19 protein-coding genes and 1 pseudogene are annotated in these 16,937 nt (G+C 52.4%); 1 reads left to right on the top strand and 19 read right to left on the bottom strand.

Annotation, left to right across the window (positions count from 1 at the left end):
* Positions 1 to 6 precede the first annotated feature (6 nt).
* From NE473_RS15445 to NE473_RS15520, 16 genes and pseudogenes are all read right to left on the bottom strand, one after another.
* Positions 7 to 1,698, bottom strand: coding sequence for a C40 family peptidase (locus NE473_RS15445; protein ID WP_118478833.1), 1,692 nt, complete (start codon positions 1,696 to 1,698; stop codon positions 7 to 9).
* Positions 1,682 to 4,054, bottom strand: coding sequence for a VirB4-like conjugal transfer ATPase, CD1110 family (locus tag NE473_RS15450; RefSeq protein WP_199484335.1), 2,373 nt, complete (start codon positions 4,052 to 4,054; stop codon positions 1,682 to 1,684). Before NE473_RS15450 ends, NE473_RS15445 begins: the two co-directional genes overlap by 17 nt.
* On the bottom strand, positions 3,996 to 4,397 hold the full coding sequence (locus NE473_RS15455; RefSeq protein ID WP_117536716.1) for a PrgI family protein: 402 nt from the start codon (positions 4,395 to 4,397) through the stop codon (positions 3,996 to 3,998). The genes NE473_RS15450 and NE473_RS15455 overlap by 59 nt, the downstream gene beginning before the upstream one ends.
* Positions 4,385 to 4,975: an MT-A70 family methyltransferase gene (locus NE473_RS15460; protein ID WP_199484337.1), complete on the bottom strand. Its 591-nt coding sequence runs from the start codon at positions 4,973 to 4,975 to the stop codon at positions 4,385 to 4,387. The genes NE473_RS15455 and NE473_RS15460 overlap by 13 nt, the downstream gene beginning before the upstream one ends.
* Positions 4,976 to 4,977: 2 nt before the next feature.
* Positions 4,978 to 5,772 (bottom strand): DNA-methyltransferase, encoded by a 795-nt coding sequence (locus NE473_RS15465; RefSeq protein WP_117570334.1) that lies wholly within the window; start codon positions 5,770 to 5,772, stop codon positions 4,978 to 4,980.
* A 13-nt stretch (positions 5,773 to 5,785) separates the two neighbouring features.
* Entirely contained in the window at positions 5,786 to 6,652 is an 867-nt protein-coding gene (locus tag NE473_RS15470) for a VirB6/TrbL-like conjugal transfer protein, CD1112 family (RefSeq protein ID WP_117536713.1), read from the bottom strand.
* An 11-nt stretch (positions 6,653 to 6,663) separates the two neighbouring features.
* Positions 6,664 to 6,744, bottom strand: a pseudogene (locus NE473_RS15475) (Maff2 family mobile element protein); the annotation flags it as partial.
* Between the two features lie 90 nt (positions 6,745 to 6,834).
* Positions 6,835 to 8,505, bottom strand: coding sequence for a recombinase family protein (locus tag NE473_RS15480; protein ID WP_117539800.1), 1,671 nt, complete (start codon positions 8,503 to 8,505; stop codon positions 6,835 to 6,837).
* Positions 8,506 to 8,703: a hypothetical protein gene (locus NE473_RS15485; protein ID WP_004612761.1), complete on the bottom strand. Its 198-nt coding sequence runs from the start codon at positions 8,701 to 8,703 to the stop codon at positions 8,506 to 8,508.
* 241 nt (positions 8,704 to 8,944) lie between these two features.
* Entirely contained in the window at positions 8,945 to 10,282 is a 1,338-nt protein-coding gene (locus tag NE473_RS15490; protein WP_097776737.1) for a virulence-associated E family protein, read from the bottom strand.
* On the bottom strand, positions 10,251 to 10,895 hold the full coding sequence (locus NE473_RS15495; RefSeq protein WP_002594804.1) for a CHC2 zinc finger domain-containing protein: 645 nt from the start codon (positions 10,893 to 10,895) through the stop codon (positions 10,251 to 10,253). Before NE473_RS15495 ends, NE473_RS15490 begins: the two co-directional genes overlap by 32 nt.
* Positions 10,896 to 10,960: 65 nt before the next feature.
* On the bottom strand, positions 10,961 to 12,541 hold the full coding sequence (gene mobQ / locus NE473_RS15500) for a MobQ family relaxase (protein ID WP_097776735.1): 1,581 nt from the start codon (positions 12,539 to 12,541) through the stop codon (positions 10,961 to 10,963).
* Positions 12,542 to 12,726: 185 nt separating this feature from the next.
* Positions 12,727 to 13,176 (bottom strand): hypothetical protein, encoded by a 450-nt coding sequence (locus tag NE473_RS15505; RefSeq protein WP_007886470.1) that lies wholly within the window; start codon positions 13,174 to 13,176, stop codon positions 12,727 to 12,729.
* A 303-nt stretch (positions 13,177 to 13,479) separates the two neighbouring features.
* Positions 13,480 to 13,776: a DUF3847 domain-containing protein gene (locus tag NE473_RS15510; RefSeq protein ID WP_002594808.1), complete on the bottom strand. Its 297-nt coding sequence runs from the start codon at positions 13,774 to 13,776 to the stop codon at positions 13,480 to 13,482.
* Positions 13,769 to 14,110, bottom strand: a complete 342-nt coding sequence (locus tag NE473_RS15515; protein WP_005930726.1) for a replication initiator protein A — start codon at positions 14,108 to 14,110, stop codon at positions 13,769 to 13,771. Before NE473_RS15515 ends, NE473_RS15510 begins: the two co-directional genes overlap by 8 nt.
* Entirely contained in the window at positions 14,107 to 14,295 is a 189-nt protein-coding gene (locus NE473_RS15520) for a hypothetical protein (RefSeq protein WP_002304353.1), read from the bottom strand. Before NE473_RS15520 ends, NE473_RS15515 begins: the two co-directional genes overlap by 4 nt.
* 484 nt (positions 14,296 to 14,779) lie before the next feature.
* Here NE473_RS15520 and NE473_RS15525 point away from each other — a divergent pair, with 484 nt between their 5' ends.
* A complete protein-coding gene (locus NE473_RS15525; protein ID WP_006573790.1) occupies positions 14,780 to 15,586 on the top strand; it encodes a helix-turn-helix transcriptional regulator in 807 nt (268 codons plus the stop codon).
* Positions 15,587 to 15,683: 97 nt separating this feature from the next.
* On the opposite strand, the gene NE473_RS15530 is transcribed toward NE473_RS15525, so the two are convergent.
* From NE473_RS15530 to NE473_RS15540, 3 genes are read right to left on the bottom strand one after another with little or no spacing between them, the layout of a single operon-like run.
* Positions 15,684 to 16,208, bottom strand: a complete 525-nt coding sequence (locus tag NE473_RS15530) for a hypothetical protein (protein WP_040647981.1) — start codon at positions 16,206 to 16,208, stop codon at positions 15,684 to 15,686.
* Positions 16,209 to 16,262: 54 nt separating this feature from the next.
* Positions 16,263 to 16,640 carry a TnpV protein gene (locus NE473_RS15535; RefSeq protein ID WP_256265331.1) on the bottom strand — a complete coding sequence of 126 codons (378 nt, stop codon included), beginning with the start codon at positions 16,638 to 16,640 and terminating at the stop codon, positions 16,263 to 16,265.
* Positions 16,600 to 16,872, bottom strand: a complete 273-nt coding sequence (locus tag NE473_RS15540; protein WP_256265337.1) for a helix-turn-helix domain-containing protein — start codon at positions 16,870 to 16,872, stop codon at positions 16,600 to 16,602. Before NE473_RS15540 ends, NE473_RS15535 begins: the two co-directional genes overlap by 41 nt.
* Between the last annotated feature and the right edge of the window lie 65 nt (positions 16,873 to 16,937).

Raw genomic sequence — 16,937 nt, forward strand, 5'->3', positions numbered from 1 at the left:
CTCCATTCAAGGCAAACGCCCGTAGGCGTAGAAATGAGACTGCCAGTAGCTGGTATTTAAGTTTGCATAGCTGATGGGATCGCCACAATGGATCATCATTCCGTCCCCAACGTAGATGCCCACATGGGAAACGCCCGGCGTGTCATAGGTGCCCTTGAAAAAGACCAGATCACCGGGACGCGGGGAGCTGGTGCGGGTACAGATGTTATAGAGCCCCTGGGCCCCCAGGCGGCCCACATTCCAGCCGGAGTGATTGATTACCCAGGACACAAAGCCGGAGCAGTCAAAGGACGTGGCCGGGGAGCTCCCGCCCCATACATAGGGATAGCCCAGGTATTTTTCCGCCTCGGAGAGCATAGCGGCGAATGTTTCATCGTCCAGATATTCCCCCGGCACCTCATATCCGGCGGGCGGGTTTGTCACATAGCGATCCACATAGGCGGAGCCGGGGAACAGGTCGGGGCGGTTTCCCAGGGTAGACATATAGAGGGAGTACCGGGCCAACTGCTCCTCGCCCATGAAATACACAGGCAGATGGGACAGGTCAAAATTCTCCAGCGTTACATAACAGATATACCAGGAATAGGGCTCGTCGTCGCTGTCATACCGTGTCTCCACCACCACGCGCTCTGTGAGAATATACTGGCGGTCAAAGAGCATCCCCAGCGTACCCTGCACCTGGGCCGCCGTCCATTCCCCCTCGTGGAGCACACAGAGAATGGAGATCAGCACATAGGGATCGTGTTCGATTTCATCCAGATCAAAATGGTACTCGTCATAGTTGTGGGTGCTGGTGTAGGTATCAAGATAGTTTTGGAGCTCCGCCTCCAGATTGAGGTAGGCCGCCTCCGCCGCCAGGATTTCCCCGTCCGGGGATGGGTAGGTGGTAGCCCCAACAGCCCCGGCCCCGGCGTTGCCGAGCAAAACCAATGCGGACGAACAGGACTGCATAGACAGAATGAGCAGGACACAGGCCAGGGCCAGGAGCACGCCCAGGGGATGCCGCTTCACAAAGCCCACCGCCTGGGCCGACAGCTTTTCGGTGGCGGCGGCGGTCTTTTCAGCGGCCACGGCCCCCTGGCGGGCGGCCTCCTTTGCCCGCTTTTGGTACTGCTTGCGGAGCCGCCGTTTCTGCCAGTAGCGGGACAGGGCATTTTTCGAGAGCTCCGGGTGTTCCTGGGCGGCGGTGTAAAATTGATAGTCCGCCGCAGCCTTGCCATACCGGGCCTCGGCCCTCCGGACGGCCCACGCCGGGTGCTCCCGTATGCGCCGCCCCACGAAGCGGGAGCCCTGGCGGAACGCGGACTCGCCCAAAAGCTCGGAGTGATGGGCCCCCTCGGTGCCTACATTTTCCTGCTCTACCTCGTAAATCTTCCCATGCACAAAGCCGTGGACGGAGCCCCCCAGGGCCCCGCCCGCCCGTTTGACGGGGCCGGGTTTCTTTTGGGGTTTCTGCTTTGCCAGCTTGCCCTTTGCCGCCTCCAGCTTCTCCCCGCGCTTTTCCATACGGAGCTTGGACGCGGCGGCCTGTTCCTGCCTGCTCTTTTGCCGGAATTTGGACTTTGGGACACTTTGTCCCGAAGTGCCCCCGGCCTGTTCTTTCGTGCCAGCCCCGGCCTCCGGGCCCGGAGCCCCCTGGGGCGCGGCCTGCTCCGGGCGCACACGGGGCCCAGGGCCAGCCTTATCCCGCCGCGCCATCTTTCAAATCCTCCGGGCGGGTGGTCAGAAGATCGTAAATCTCCCCACGGGGGAAACGATCCATAAAGGGGATGGTCACATTCCCATAGAACAGCAGGCCCTCGCCGGAATTGCTGTGTGTGATATAGGAAAGCTGATGCTCGGAAATGCCGAGCTGTTTTGCCAGAATTGCCCGGTCACTCTGCGCCTGGGACAGCAGGATCATAAAATCCGTGTTGTCCAGAATATTCTGGATTTCCGGGCTGGCCAGCAGGTGCTTGACGTTCTGCGTCAACGCGCTGGGCACACAGCCCCGTTTGCGGAGCATCTGCCAGATGGAAACAAAATAGCTGGCGGTGAGCTGATCTCGGAGCAGAACATGGAACTCGTCAAAGTAGCACCAAGTCGAGATGCCGCTCTGATAGTTGGTATTGACCGAGGAATTGACAAACTCATTTGTGACGTGCATCGCAATTTTTCGGAGATTGTCTCCCATGCCCTTGAGCACGATGCACACCACACGGCAGTCGGTTTTGACATTCGTGGGATGGTTGAACAGGTTAAGGGAGCCTGTACAGTAGAGCTCCAGGGCCGTCGCCACGCGCCGGGCCTCCGGCTCCGGCTGTTTCAAAAGTTCCTCGTACAAGTCCTGGAGCAAGGGCATCCTGCCGTCCCCCACGCCCAGGGCCAGATCCCGGTAGACCAACCGCACACAGCGGTCTATGACGGTTTTCTCAATCGGTTGTAAGCCCTCCTTGCCGCCCACCACCAGCTCGCACAGGGACAGCAGAAAATCAGCTTTCATGGAAAGGGGGCTGTCCTCGTCGTTGCCGCCCATCTGGATGTCCATAGGGTTAATGTGATTAGGGCTGTCCGGGGCAATCTCAATCACCTGGCCGCCCAGCCGCCGCACCAGCGGGGCATATTCGCCCATCGGGTCTACAATGATAATCCGATCCTGGGGAATGGTAAGAAAGACGTTGAGCAGCTCCCGCTTTGCCGCGAAGCTCTTGCCGGAGCCAGTAGAGCCCAGGTAGAGCCCATTCGCGGATTTCAGCTTTTTCCTGTCCGCCATAATGACGTTGTGGGAAAGTGCGTTCATGCCGTAATAGAGGGACGGCCCGGCCATGCGGAGCTCCCTGGTCATAAAGGGAATGAAGATCGCCGTGGAGCTGGTAGTCATGCCCCGCTGGATTTCCACCTCATTCCCGCCCAGGGCCAGGGAGGAAACAAAGCCCTGCTCCTGTTGCCAGTCCAGCCGCTTCAATGTGCAGTTGTATTTCTGCGCGATACCGCCCACCGTGAAAATATCATTTTCCAGCCGCTGGCGGGTGGGGGCCAGATTTACCACGGTAAAGGTCAAGAGGAACATCCGCTCGTTGCGGGACTGGAGGTCGGCCAGAAGCTCCGCCGCGTCCTTGGAAAATGTGATAAGGTCGGGCGGCAGAATGTCGGGGTCATATCCGGCCCGGACAGCTTTGCGCTGTTCCTCCACTTTCATTTTTCCAATGTCAGAAATTTTCCCCTTGATGGTTTTAATCGCCTTTAGCTGATCCACGGTCTGGATATGGAGGGTCACGGTCATTTCCGCGTCAAGCTCCAAAATTTCCGCCAGGAGCTTGTCAGAGAGCTCCGACGCCAAAATCTGCAAGTAGGAGGCCGCGCCCCAATACTGGCCCATGCGGAACAGCCGGGGCTGGCGGAAGTCAAAGCTGTCGGGGGCAATAAAGTCCTTTGTGCCGAGCCCCGTCTTTGCAATATCCCCCCAGGAGAAGCGGAACGGCTCCCGGCTCCCAGGATGCATCTGGCCGTGAAGCAGGGCCAGACGCGCCCGCCCGTCCATAGGCTCGGAGGGCACGCCCAGCCGCTTAAAGTTGCTCATAACGTCCGCCTCCACGCGCTCCAGCCGGGGCCGCGCCTCGTCCAGACTTTCCGCCGGGATGCCAAAGGTAATATATTTTGAGCGTTCAATCCCATTGTTTGACCGGGCAATCTGATTTTTCAGCATCCCGGTAAACTCGGCCCGGACGCTGTTAAAGTCATCCTCGGCCTGGGGAATGTTCACCTTGTAGCGGCTCCGGGAGTGGGAACGGCGGTTAATGAAAGAAAGCTGGAACGGCAGAGAGCTGTCAAAGTAATTGAGGAATGAGCTCCAGCCGCTAAAGATAGCCGTCTGATCCTCGGTGCTTGCCACAGAATAATTGATGTCCTCATATTCCACGGTTTTTGTATAGAGCCCGCCGGGGAGCTGGCACACGCCGTCCGGGAGCATCCGCACATAGGGGATTGTCTGCTGGGCGGACAGGGCCGCCCGTTTTTTACCCTTTGCGGCGGGGCCGCGCCTGGGTGTTTGCTTTTTTGCTTGTTGCAATCGCATCCTCCTTTCCCACGGAGCCCCGCAGGGTAAACGGGGCGTATAAATTCTGCGTCTGATAGAGCCTCGCGCCGGGCCGCAGGAAACGGGCCCGGATGATATTTCTAATCACCTTTTCAAAGGGGAGCCCGTCACGCTCATACATCGCCAGCAAAAACGCCGGGAGCATAACGGCCAGCATAAGGAACATGGCCCCGGTGTTGCCGATAGAGCTGCGGGCCAGCAGATAGGAGGGGATACCCACCGCCGCCGCGCCGCCAAAGCAGACAAGCTGGCGTTTGGTTAGGTTAAAGGCCATTTTCGTTTTGATTTTGGATAAGTCGTTGGGTACATTTACATAGGGCATGAAAGACCTCCTTTCGGGCCGCCCACCTTGGGACAAAGTGTCCCGAAGTCCGGGACGGTGCTCTCCACCTCGTTTCCCCACACGTCCCAGCCGGGCGGGGTCTGTCTCGCAAAGAGCTCCACGCGGGGCAGGTCGCCCAGGAGGGAAACAATCTTGTCGCGGGCCTCGTCCGGCTTTTTGCTGTGGGCTTCAACGGGGGAAATGATAAACTGATGGATATTCGTGGCCTGCCGTTTGGGATGGCCCCTGGTCGCCAGCAGGCAGATTTCCGCGTTGCCCCGCGTCCAGAAGCCCAGGCCGTAAAACCAACTGTCCGCCTTTTTGTTTTTCTTCAGCCAGACAAAAGCCACGGTTTTATAAGTGAAGCCCCACGCCTTAATGAGCCGCAGGGCCTCCGGCAACTGCGGGAACGTGGCCCACAAAAAAAGTGCGCTGTCCGGGGCCGCCAGATCAGCCACCGGGAGCGCACATAGCTCCTCGATCCCCATTGTGGGGTAGTGATTTTCCGCCGCCCCCTGTACGTTCTTTGCAGAATACCGCCAGGGCGGATCGGCGTAGATGATAGAATAGTTTCCGATAGTCAGACTCCTTTCTCCCCGGCCTCCGCAGCCGCCTGCGCCAGCCGGATGCGCTCCGTGGCCGGGGCGTAAAAGGCCGGGGCGGTTTCAAAGCAGATAAAGCGGCGGCCCGTGTTGACGGCGGCCACGGCAGTTGTGCCGGAGCCCGCGCAGATGTCCGCCACCACCTCGCCGGGGCGGGTGTAGGTCTTGATGAAATACTCGCACAGCTCCACGGGCTTTTGCGTGGGGTGGACGGTGCGCTGTACCGATGGGAATGTCAGCAGGTTTCCGGGAAAGCGCAGGCCGTCCTCGGAGCCGCCGCCGGAACGGACAAATTTTCCATAGTTGGGGCTGTTGCCGCCCCGGTCAGCGGTTTTCTTATAGGGCTTGCCCTGCTCGAACTGCGGATCGTAATAGGGGAGCTTTTGATAGAATACCAGAATGTTCTCCGTCCGTTTCAAGGGGGCCCGCCTTGCGTTGAGAAAGCCAGTACACCGGCTCTTGTACCATACCCACTCATAGCGGAGCATAGGGAGGTTGGAGGCCCCCAACACCTTATCATAGGGGCATTGAGCAAAGAACAGCACCGCACCCTCCGGCTTGACCGCCCAGCGCACCGCCTCCCAAAGCTCCGGGAGCGGCAGGGGCACATCCCAAAAGTTGCGGGTCGTGCCATAGGGCGGATCGGTCAAGAGCATATCAACCGAGTGTTGGGGCAGGGAGCGCAGGCCCTCGATGCCGTCCATAAGGAACAGCCCCTCCGGGGGAGCCGGGGACTTCGGGACATTTTGTCCCAAGGTTGAATGTTCTGCCATACGCGCCTCCCCTCTAATGCGCGCCGAAAATGCGCTGGGAGATACTGCCCGTTTTGAACAGCATATAGCAAAGCAATACCGTATAGCCAACGGTGCCCCATATCGCCCCGATGGGATCTCCGCCTGTGGCGATCCCCTGGACAAGCACCGCGTAAATTGCCACGCACACCAGAATGAGCATCCCCTGGAATCCCACGGCGAACAGCGAGCGCAGATAGTTCTGGCCCGTGTGTCCCAATTCCCGGTTGGCAAGGGTCGCCACAGGGATGGGGGACAGGCTGGTGAGCAGATATATTTCAATCATGCGGCCATAGACCAGCACGAAAATAATGATATTCAGCGCCCACATGGTAACGCCGATAATGGAGGACTGGAGCCACAGGCCCAACAGCGGCCCTAAATCCATACCCTCCAGCGTCGTTTCAAGCTGGGTCAGCATATCCGGCGTAATGTCCGTGGAACCCTGGATCAGCCCCGCCGATTGTGCAATCACGCTCTGGGACACGTCAAACACGGCCATTACGATATTGAATGTGTTTGACAGAATAAGGATGGCACAGGACGTTTTGAACATCCATTTGTAGATATTCGCCACATCAAACTCGTGCATATTGTTTTTTTCCAAAAGCATCTGGATCAGTTCATAGGTCGCAACAAAGGTCAGCACCATTCCGGCAATCGGCAAAATTACCGTTTCGGAAAGCTGGCGGATCAGGGAGAACACCCCGGCGTGCCATGCCGCCGGGGTTGTTCCCACTTGTACCGCAATCTCTCCGACTTGGGCGTTTACGTTATCAAAGAGCCCCGAAAGGTTCCCCATGATCCCGCTGATTAAAAGCTCCTTGAGCCAATCCGTGAGCCAGTCGGTGAGAAAATCCATAAGCCGCTACCTTAAAACAGGCCAGAGAGCAGGGGGATCAGCGTTGTGCCCAGCAGGATGATGCCGCCGCCCGCCATGAGCTGTTTTATTCCCAATTAGGTGTAAAACTCTGCTCGATGGCGGGCGGCGGCGTACAAAAAATCTATATGGTGTTTTTAAGAGAACCGTCCCGGCGGGACAGGTCAGGCAGTGACCTGTTCCACCTCCGGGATGGGTTTGAGATTAAAATGAATTTCGATAGAAATGTGTCTTGTTTTATCTTCGTCAATGCGCTCATGCACGACGATTTCTTTGATTAAGCGGTTAAGGGTGGCTGCGTCCAGCTCTGTGATGTTGGCATATTCCTGAATGGCTTCCACCCATTGTTTTGCGTCATTGGCAAGCTGGGCTTCATCGGACAGCCGCTTCCTGCCCTCGGACACTTTTGCTTTAAGCTCCGTCTGCTCGGTCTGTGTCTTTTCCAGCATGGTGTTGAAATTCTGCTCACTGATACGCCCTGCAATCATATCCTCATAAAGCCGCATGACCATTTTATCCAGAACCTCAATCCGTTCCTCGTCCCTTGTAAGGGAGCGTTCCATTGCTTCCCGCTGTTCCCGCTGCTCGGCTTCACAGGTATTGGTCAGGCGGTCGGCAACCGCTTCCCCGTCCATCAGGGCAGCTCTGGCACATTCCCGGATTTTCCGCAGTACATGGCTGTAAAGGGTGTCATAGTCAATCCGGTGCTGGGTGCAGTGGTTCTTTCCAAAGGCATTGTAGGTCTTGCAGGAATAAATCTGCTGGGGATGTTTTGCGTTTGTATAGCGTATCGTCAGCGACTTCCCACACTCGCCGCATTTTATCAGTCCGGCAAACAGGCTGATTTCATTGGTCTGCCCCGGACGCTGGCGGGATTTCAGCTTGTTCTGCACAATGTCAAAGCTCATGCGGTCAATCAGCGGTTCATGCTGTCCCTCCACTACAATCCAGTCCTCCGGCTTCTTTTCCCCAATCGTGCCGATTTTGAAACGGTAGTCTTTTTTCTGGGAAGCAATCGCCCCGGTGTAAACGGGATTCATCAAAAGGTCTTTGATAACGGAGAAGTCCCACATATACCGTCCGTTTTCCGGGTCTTTCTTTTCCCATTTGGTTCGGGTATTGCGAAGCCCCCGTTCCCGGTTCCACCATGTGGGGCAGGGGATTTTTTCTTCCTCCAGCCGTCTGCGGATATAGTTCGGACCATGACCGTTTAGGGCATATCCGAAAATCAGCCGCACAATCGGGGCGGTTTCCTCGTCAATGAGCAGATGGTTTTTGTCCTCCGGGTCTTTCCGATACCCAAACGGGGCAAGACACCCGGTAAACTGTCCTTTCTGCGCTTTCAGAAGATAAGAGGAATGGACTTTCTTGGAAATATCCTTGCTGTACATCTCGTTCAGGATATTCTTGAACGGGGCAATATCGTTGTTATCACGCAGGGTGTCGATACCGTCATTCATGGCGATATAGCGGACACCGTTTCTTGGGAAAAAGTCCTCAATCAAATGCCCGGTTTGCAGATAGTTACGCCCCAGTCGGCTGAGGTCTTTCGTGATGACAAGGTTGATTTGCCTGCGCTCAATGGCTCTCAACATTCTCTGTAAATCAGGACGCTCCATATTAAGACCTGTGAAACCATCGTCCTGATAGACTGCCACAACCTCCCATCCCTGCTTTTCGCAGTATTTTTCCAGCATATCACGCTGGTTTGCGATACTGGCACTTTCGCCTTGCAGGTCATCGTCCTTTGACAGCCTGCAATAGACCGCCGCACGATAGCCCCCGGCAAGTGCCGAACCGATTGTTCTGTATTCCATTTCGTTCATCATAGCCATTTACCCACACAATCCAGACGGTATCTGGCTCTTTTGAACCTCATCTTCATTATACTTCAAATCTTTCTTTTTAGCAAGATATTCTTTCGTATTCGTCTTGCCGTATTTCTGGGAAATCAGGCTGACGAACACATCGGTTGCATCCAGCTCCCCGTCAAACACCGTTGTAACATGAATCTCTGTTTTGTTTTTTGCCATAGGCAGTTATCCTCCATACATGAAAATAGCCAGACAGAGGGTGTCGGCAACGAAGTCCGGCAACGGGCTTCAAAAGACCTTGCAAACAATCTCAATCTGGCGATGGTTACTATTTATACTTTTCTTTTATTTTTCTGTTGTTTTGGTTGTCATAGGGGAGAAAAGCCGATAGTTTCGGGATTTTCCCCGGCAACCGGCTCGGCAACGGGATAGCAACAGGGGGTGCAACGGGCTGTCATTTTCAGAATGGAAGCTCCATCTGTTCTGTGACCTCCACAAAACCGTCCATCTTTTTTTCAGACGGGTTGCCGGAGTCCGTTGCCGGGTTTTCACGCTCCCAGCCCTTTTGTCTGCCATACTCGGAAAACATTCTTGGGTTCGGGAAGTACCGCCAGCGGTCAATGCACTGGTTCATAATCTCGTTGATTTCCCGGATTTCCCATTGCTTCGGCTCGTCAAAGGCATGGTTCAAGGCTTCCTTGTAGAGCTGCTTGGAGCAGACCATACTCCCGGTGTACTTATCAAGATACGCCTGTATCATCCCGGCTTTGGTGTCCTCTGGCATAAAATCCCGTTGGTGTTCTTTGAGATACCGCTGCATGGCGGGGCTGAAAGCCAGCTTGAACCTGCCGCTTCGGTAAATCTCCATCGCTTCCGCCCACATCTGCTCGATATAGGCTCTGGAAGCAGCTTCGTCCTCCAAAATGTGAACCTCGGCTTGCTCCGGGTACACCATGACGGGGATAAAGCGGCGGTTGCCGGAACGGTCAAGGGGCAGGAAGTCAAGGGCATTGGAAGTGCCGCCAAATACGCACTGACGGGGGCGGTCTGCCGGGTGGGTTTCATAGGGTATCTTGTAAACCTCTTTCTGCCGACTTAAAAATGACTTGATTTCCTCAATGCTCTTGGCGTTGGCGGTTGCCATCATTTCCGACATTTCGATAATCCAGTGACCTTGCAGCTTGCGGTACACATTGTCATCGTCCAGCTTCCGCAAATCATCGGAGAACCACTCGTCCCGGACTGCCAGCAGACGGAAGAAGGTGGACTTGCCAGCCCCCTGACCGCCTACCAGACAGAGCATGATTTCAAATTTGCACCCTGGCTGAAAGGCTCGTGAGATTGCACCCAGCAGGAACAGCTTCAACGCTTCATAGGTGTAATCATCTGCGTCAGCCCCCAGAAAGTGCCGCAGACAGAAACGGATTCGTTCTGTCCCGTCCCACACAAGGGTATTGAGATAGTCCCGGATGGGATGGTACTTGTTTTCATTCGCCACAATCCCGATGGCGTTATCAATCTTTTTCTCATTGGTAAGCCCATAGGTTTCTTCCAGATAAAGAAGCAGATACTTCATGTCCGTATCGTTCAGGGCGGTGCTTTCCCTGTGAAAACCGATGGGCTTTATGATGTCCTTGCGGTCGGTCAGAATGTTGTATGCGATAGCCCCGGAAAGCAGCGGGTCACGCTGGAATACGGTCAGGCAGTTCCGTATGCTCTGACGGACACCGCCTTTCTCGGTAGTTTCCAGCCCCGCCTTGATTTCCTCAATGTTCTGGGGCGGCTGCATGGCGTTCATGGTGTTTTTTAGTTCTTGCTGCGTCTGCGGCTGCAAGCTCTGCCATTCGCTGTTCAAGCTGTATCACATCCTTTCCGTAGTCCGTAATCAAAGCTGCTTTTTCCTCCGTTTCCCCGAACAGCAGCACATCCAGCAGATATTCCACTTGGTCTTGCTTCTGTAAGGCTTCCACAAACCGGGGATGAAAGGCTTCCTCCGGGGTGTGCGGGGCATATTCCTTTCTCCATGCTCGAAGCAGGTGGAGATAGTCGGAAAGAATACGGAAGCAGCGGTTTTTTGCTTCCTGAAACTGTTCCTCCGGGGATTTCTGCCGGGGCTTGGGCTTTTTTGCCTTTCCCGGCGGTTTCCAGTCCTCATAGGAAAGCCCAAAGTCCTGTGCCAGCTGTACGGCGGCTTCTTTCTTTCCCAGCCCATACAGGGCGGCGGCAAAATCAATCACATCCCCATCCGCACCGCAGCCGAAGCAGTGATAACGCCGATCCAGCTTCATGCTTGGGGTTTTATCATTATGGAACGGGCAGCAAGCCATCCCGTTCCGACCTACACGGATTCCATAATGCTCCGCTGCCTGTCTTGTTGTGACAGACTGCTTCACAGCTTCAAATACATTCAAATCTATCCCTCCTTGAAAAAAGAAAAAACACCTGACATTCTCTGATTGAAAATGGCAAGTGCCTGTTAAAGTTCCATATCCTGTTGTCTGTGTTTCGCCTGTGCCGGGGCGGTTCTTTGAGCCTTTTTCTCGTCTGCCTTATCCTGCAAGACTTCCTTGATGGGCTGCTTCTTAGGCGGCTCTTTACTTTCCTCTGTGCCGGGTGTGGCTTTCCGTACCCAGTAGCGGATGTCCCGCAGCTTCTTCAAATCCTCCTGTACCTCGGTCAGCGGTACTTTCAGCTCTGCGATTTCGCTGAGAAGGGTTTCCTGCTCCTCTTGCAGCTCCTTTTGGGTACTATCCTTATCGTCCGGGTGTTTGGCAAGGTAGGCGGTGGCTTTCTCATACCGGGCAACCTCCGGGTGTTCCTGTTTGAATTTCTCCTTTGTTTTCTTGAAAAATATCTTCTGGTATTTCTCATAGACAGCCTTACATTCTTTGCAGTCTGTCCGGCTGGCAAGAATCCCGTCAATCACTTTGCTGCGGGCTTCCTTTGGCTTCATCTGATTGCGGTAATCTGCGGCTGATTTCCCGGAAGATTCCAGAAATGCTTCTAAGTCCTCCACAGTGGAAAGCCCCTTTTGCCGGAGATAGGACAGGGCTTCGCTGACTGCCTTTAAGTCCTGTGAAGTCCCCCGGTTCTGTCCAGCCCTTGTCCAGTCCTTCCGTTCTTCCTTTCGTATCTCCATATACTTCATCAGCAGATTGGGAAGAAGTGTCGCTTCCTCCGCCGCTTTTTGTGCAAGCAACTCCTTCCGTTTTTCTCCCAGCTCGGCAATCCAGCCTTTGAGGTTGTGGATAAGCTGCCGGATGGACTTCATCAGGCGGTTGGCGGCTCTGATTTCCCGGTTCAGGTTTCCGATATTCGTCTGGATACCACGCTTTTCCATCTGCCGGACAGCCGCTCCCTCATGGACAGTAGGGATAATATCAAGCCCCTGTCTGGCATAGGAACGCAAGTCCACACGCTCCGGGCGGTCATTGGCTTCCAGATAGCGGTTCTGGATGACCTCCCATTCATGCCGCCAGATTTCGCAATACTTCTGGTCGTTCCAATCCACCGTATCCTCCTTGTGGCTTTTCCATCTGCCGGACGGAAGTTTTATCCGTTCCCCGTTTTCGTCAAGGTCATAAACCTTGCGGCTCTTGGGAAGCCATTTTCCATGTTCGTCCATTGCCCTCATAGTGAGCATGACATGGGCGTGGGGATTGTGTCCCGGCGGATGGGGGTCATGGATTGCAAAATCAGCAATCATGCCTTTGGAAACAAACTGCTGCTCACAAAACTCCCGGACAAGGACAGCATACTGGTCGGGCGGTATCTCTCTGGGGATGGTAAGCACCCACCGCCTTGCAAGCTGGGAGTTCCATTGTTTTTCCACCGCTTCGGCGGCGTTCCACAAAGTATTGCGGTCTGCATATTCCTGTGGGGCATTAGGTGGGAGCAGGATTTCATTGTGGACAATACCACGCTTTTCCGGGTAGTGCTTCACTTGCTGGTCGTATTCACAGAACAGCTTTTCGCCGCTTTGGTAAGCAGCGGCGGCAACCGCAGACTGTCGCTGGCTGCGCTGAACAATCGTGATTTCGTTGTGTGGGCAGGGCATTTCGTGTCCCTCCTTTCGGTAATTGGTGGATGGGGTGGCGTTTTACCACCTCATTTTGGCAGAAAAAAAGCAGGAGACCTTTTTCAGATTTCCTGCTCGGTGTGCCGCTATGTGGGCGGCGGGTATTTAATTGTAAAAGTTCGGGGCAAGTTGACCCGATGTGAAGCTGACAAACTTGAATTGATTTACTTTGTTTGTAAATCTTCCAGAAAGAAAATTCCCTCTGTTAGGTTGATAAACATTTCCTTGTCCTTGATTACATGAATTTTATTGTTCCACCAGACAGTAGTGTTATTAGCGGAGATGGTTTTGCTTGTTCCATCTTTAAGAAAATAAGTAATTGTAATAGCAGGTTCTTCTTCGCTATTCACTTCCCCAAATAAATCATATTTCAGAAATCCCGTTAGCTTTAAGGCTAACTCAATATCCTCACGGCTCGAAATTTCTTTAACATCATCCGTGACACTCGGATACGTGATATTTACAGACTGAATATCATTTATGCGGGGCAATCCCCAAAGATACATACCATTCATAAATATGTTGATTCCAACAATCAAAACTGTCATAACTATCACTTCTATCAAAAATCGAATAAGACATTTGAAAATCTTGTTCACCAATTTATCCTCCAATCTCGATTTCTCCTGCTCCCAAAATCCCGATTTGTTGTCATCTCCATTATACTTCATCGCCTATCGAAAAGATAGCGTATTTTATGAAACTTGTCGGCTGGGAACAGCTTGCACCGCAAGGTGTCCCCAACAGGCAAGTCCACAAAAGGGTAGCTGGCGGCAGCCAGCGCAGGGGAAGTGTAGCGTCCCCTGTATGATTTGGAGCAGACCATGACTGCGGAAAATCACAGCCCTCCGGCGAGGAGCCTTCGGAGAACGCAATGCACCAACCTCTGGGTGGTGTATAATTGCGCCCTTAGTAAACTAAGGGGTTTCCGGCTTCTCCCGTTCCAGCAGTTTTTTCAATAGTTCCTGCGTGTCCTGCCTGTGAAAAATGAGTTTCAACAACAGCATGACATCATCATCTGTCAGGCGTTCCGGCTCTTGCAGAAAACTTTCCAGCATACCGCCACGAGTACAGAGCCGGTGCGTCCGTTCCTTTCGGGTAAGCTGCTTTAACTGGTGCTGCAATGCCTTTTCATCATTGATGGCTTTCCGCAGTTTCTTTTCGCTTTTCTCCAACTCCCGATTGAGTTTTTCCAGCTTTGAGGTATCAGGCAAGGGCAGCGTCCTCCTTTCCCGGTATCAGCACATAAATCCTGTTTGGTTCTCCAACGCCCTGACGTACCCGCATGATAAGTCCGGCGTTTTCCAGTTCATTCAAAGAACGCTTGACCGTCATAGAGCTGCGGGACAGGACTGCGGCAATGGCTGTGACAGGGAAGCAGACAAACAGGATTCCGTTCTCGTCCTCCTGCCCATTGGAGAGCATAGCGTCCAACATCCGGCAGTACATGACCTTTGCGGTGCTGCTGACTGGAAACCCTGTCAACGCTCTTGGAAAAGCCATACAGGGCGGCAATGGTGTGTCTATCGTCATAAATTCAAAATTCATTCGGTGTGTTCCTCCTTTTTCTTTGCTCGTTTGGATAAATAACGGGGGCAGTCAATCACAACCGCCCGGAAGCTCTGCTTGCACCCATGCTGGCATTTCCGGCATAATTCGTTGTAAGTGACACGCCCCCGGTCATTGAGGTAAAAAGAAAGCTCATGCTTCCTCTTTTTGCTCATTCTCGGCATATTGCACTTCCTCCCGTTTTCGTGTATGGTTTCGGGGCGATTTTCGGCAAAATTACAGCCATAGAGCCGCCTAAAATCTCCCGAAGTATCAGAGATAGGGTAGACTATCCCCCTATCAGATTGTCGTGTTTCGGTATCATTTCGGTGTCAGTTCGCCAGTTCTCCCCGGTGTCGTTCCTCCCCTGAATCTCACAGCGGCGTATCGCTCCCTTTGGTATGCTCGTTTTGGTCAGGGTTCCTCCATATCCCTGCCAAAAGTCATGGCACTACATCGCCGGGGAAGCATATCCCACACAGGCTGGTCATTCGATTGGAATAATCCATCGATGAACTACCTGTATCATAGAACATTTTTGTGCCCTGTGCCGTATGTCCACAAAGTAGGAATTCGGGGTAAAAATCAGAAATTTCCACGATTGCGGAATTGATATGGTATAATCAATTCAACGGTTATAAATGTCGTTAGAAAGGGGGAACTGCTTCAATGAACGGAGCTACTACAATACAGGAACGGCTAAAAGATTTACGATTAAACAAAGGATTAAAACTGGAAGAACTGGCTGAGCAAACGGGTATTTCAAAATCGGCTCTTGGCAGTTATGAAAAAGACGACTATAAGGAAATCAATCATGGCAACCTTATCCTGCTGGCAGATTTTTATGGGGTGTCCCTCGATTATCTCTTTTGCCGGACAGAGAACCGGGCGGAGATCAACACGCCATTAAGGGAGCTGCATTTGAGTGATGAGATGGTAGCACTTCTGAAAAGCGGTCGGATTAACAACCGTCTGCTGTGCGAACTTGCCACCCATAAGGACTTTATCAAGTTTCTTGCGGACATTGAGATTTATGTGGATGGGATTGCCACCATGCAGATTCAAAACCTCAACGCCCTTGTCGATACCGTCCGGCATGAAATCATTGAACGGTATCGCCCCGGCGAAGATGACCCCCATTTGAAAGTGTTGCAAGCCGCCCATATCAGTGATGATGAATATTTCAGTCACATGGTACGGGATGACCTCAACCTGATTATCCGGGATATTCGGGAAGCCCATAAAAAGGACAGCGAGAGTGCACCTCAGACCACCGTTGCCGATGAACTGAAAGAAAATCTGGAAGCGGTTGAAAATTTCAAGGGCAGCCGTGATGAAAAGCTGGTTGTCCTTTACTGTAAGCAGCTTGGTATCAACTATAAAAATCTGTCAGATGAAGAATTTCGCTGGCTGATTCGGATTCTCAAAAAATCAAAGAAAATGGGAACGCCTATCAGCCAGAGGAAAAAACGATAAAGAAAAACCGCTGTTGCATGGTTTGTTGGCTTCCATGTAGCAGCGGTTTTTGCTGGGATTATTCAGTTGAATTTTTAGCACGACAAATTAGAATTTGTCAAAGAGGATTATTCCAATATTCCACAGTATTTCTATTTACATCATAAAAAGTAATATTACCCGCATTTATAGGCAAGACAATCGCAAAAGGTTTATTGCGGTCAATATCAACCACTTGAATTGTGTTGCCATCATCTATTTCAAGTTGTTGCACCTGCTGTTGATTCATAGAAATAAATGCTCGTTCATTATATCCCTCTACAGTAAACTCCACAATTCCTCTTTGAATCCCCGAAAGAGTTCCACCTCCACGGAAAAAATATCCGAAGGAAAGTCCTGGACGATTGACATAGACGGAAAAAGAATGGTCACTCAAATCCTGAGGGTAAGAAATATATGCAGCCATCGTGCTGGAAACGCTTCCATCGACCGTCCAATCATCCTTAATCTTCTGCGACGAACGAATATCTGCCTCCAGCTTAGATGAAGTCACGCCGATCTCATTGTTCGTATAAAGAAAACAAACAAATAAAATACAAGCAAGAACAACCCCTATCACAATTTTAAGAAATATTTTTTTCACGCTATCAAAACTCCTTGTCAACTTTCGATTTGTCATAATCATTCTACCATACCGTTATGAATAAATCATCTCTTGCAAAATAATTTCTTCTGCCCGGTTGTGAATGTTATTGCAACGCTGCACCCATTCCATTTGATGGGTACGCTTCAATTCCTCGGTCACACCATCGGCAGCCTTCATCTGCTCCATGATGGTGTCTAACCGTTCCTGTGCCTGTTCGTTCAGGTCTGCAAGATATGTCCATAACTCCCCGGTCAGTGTCAATGTGTTCAATCTGGCTGGGTGGACTTCTCTTAAATATTCCCGGTGCATCCGTCCGTACTTTCCGATGGGGCGGTGTTCCTCCGGCAGCTTCAAATCTGGGATGTAGTAATCTCCAACAAGGATATAATCAATTCCGTTTTCTGTTATTCTTGATTTCAATTCGCTCATGTTCCTTACCTCCTGTGGAAGCAGGCTCGTCTGGTACTAACTCAATCACATCGGTAATCTCACAGTTCAGAGTTTCGCAGATACGGGCTAATGTATCCATGCTGATGTGCTTTCCCTCTTTGCTCATGTTGGCAATCATATTTGTTGTCATACCAGCGGCAAGCCTTAAATCCTCTTTTCTCATGTCACGCTCTAACAGTGTGTGCCAGAGTGGTTTATAGCTGATGTGCATATTGTTTTCCTGCCTTTCTATCCATACCACCGGGGCGGCTGCCCCGGCAGGAACTTTTCTCTTAT

This window comes from Hungatella sp. SL.1.14, assembly GCF_024460495.1.
GTDB lineage: Bacteria > Bacillota > Clostridia > Lachnospirales > Lachnospiraceae > Hungatella > Hungatella hathewayi.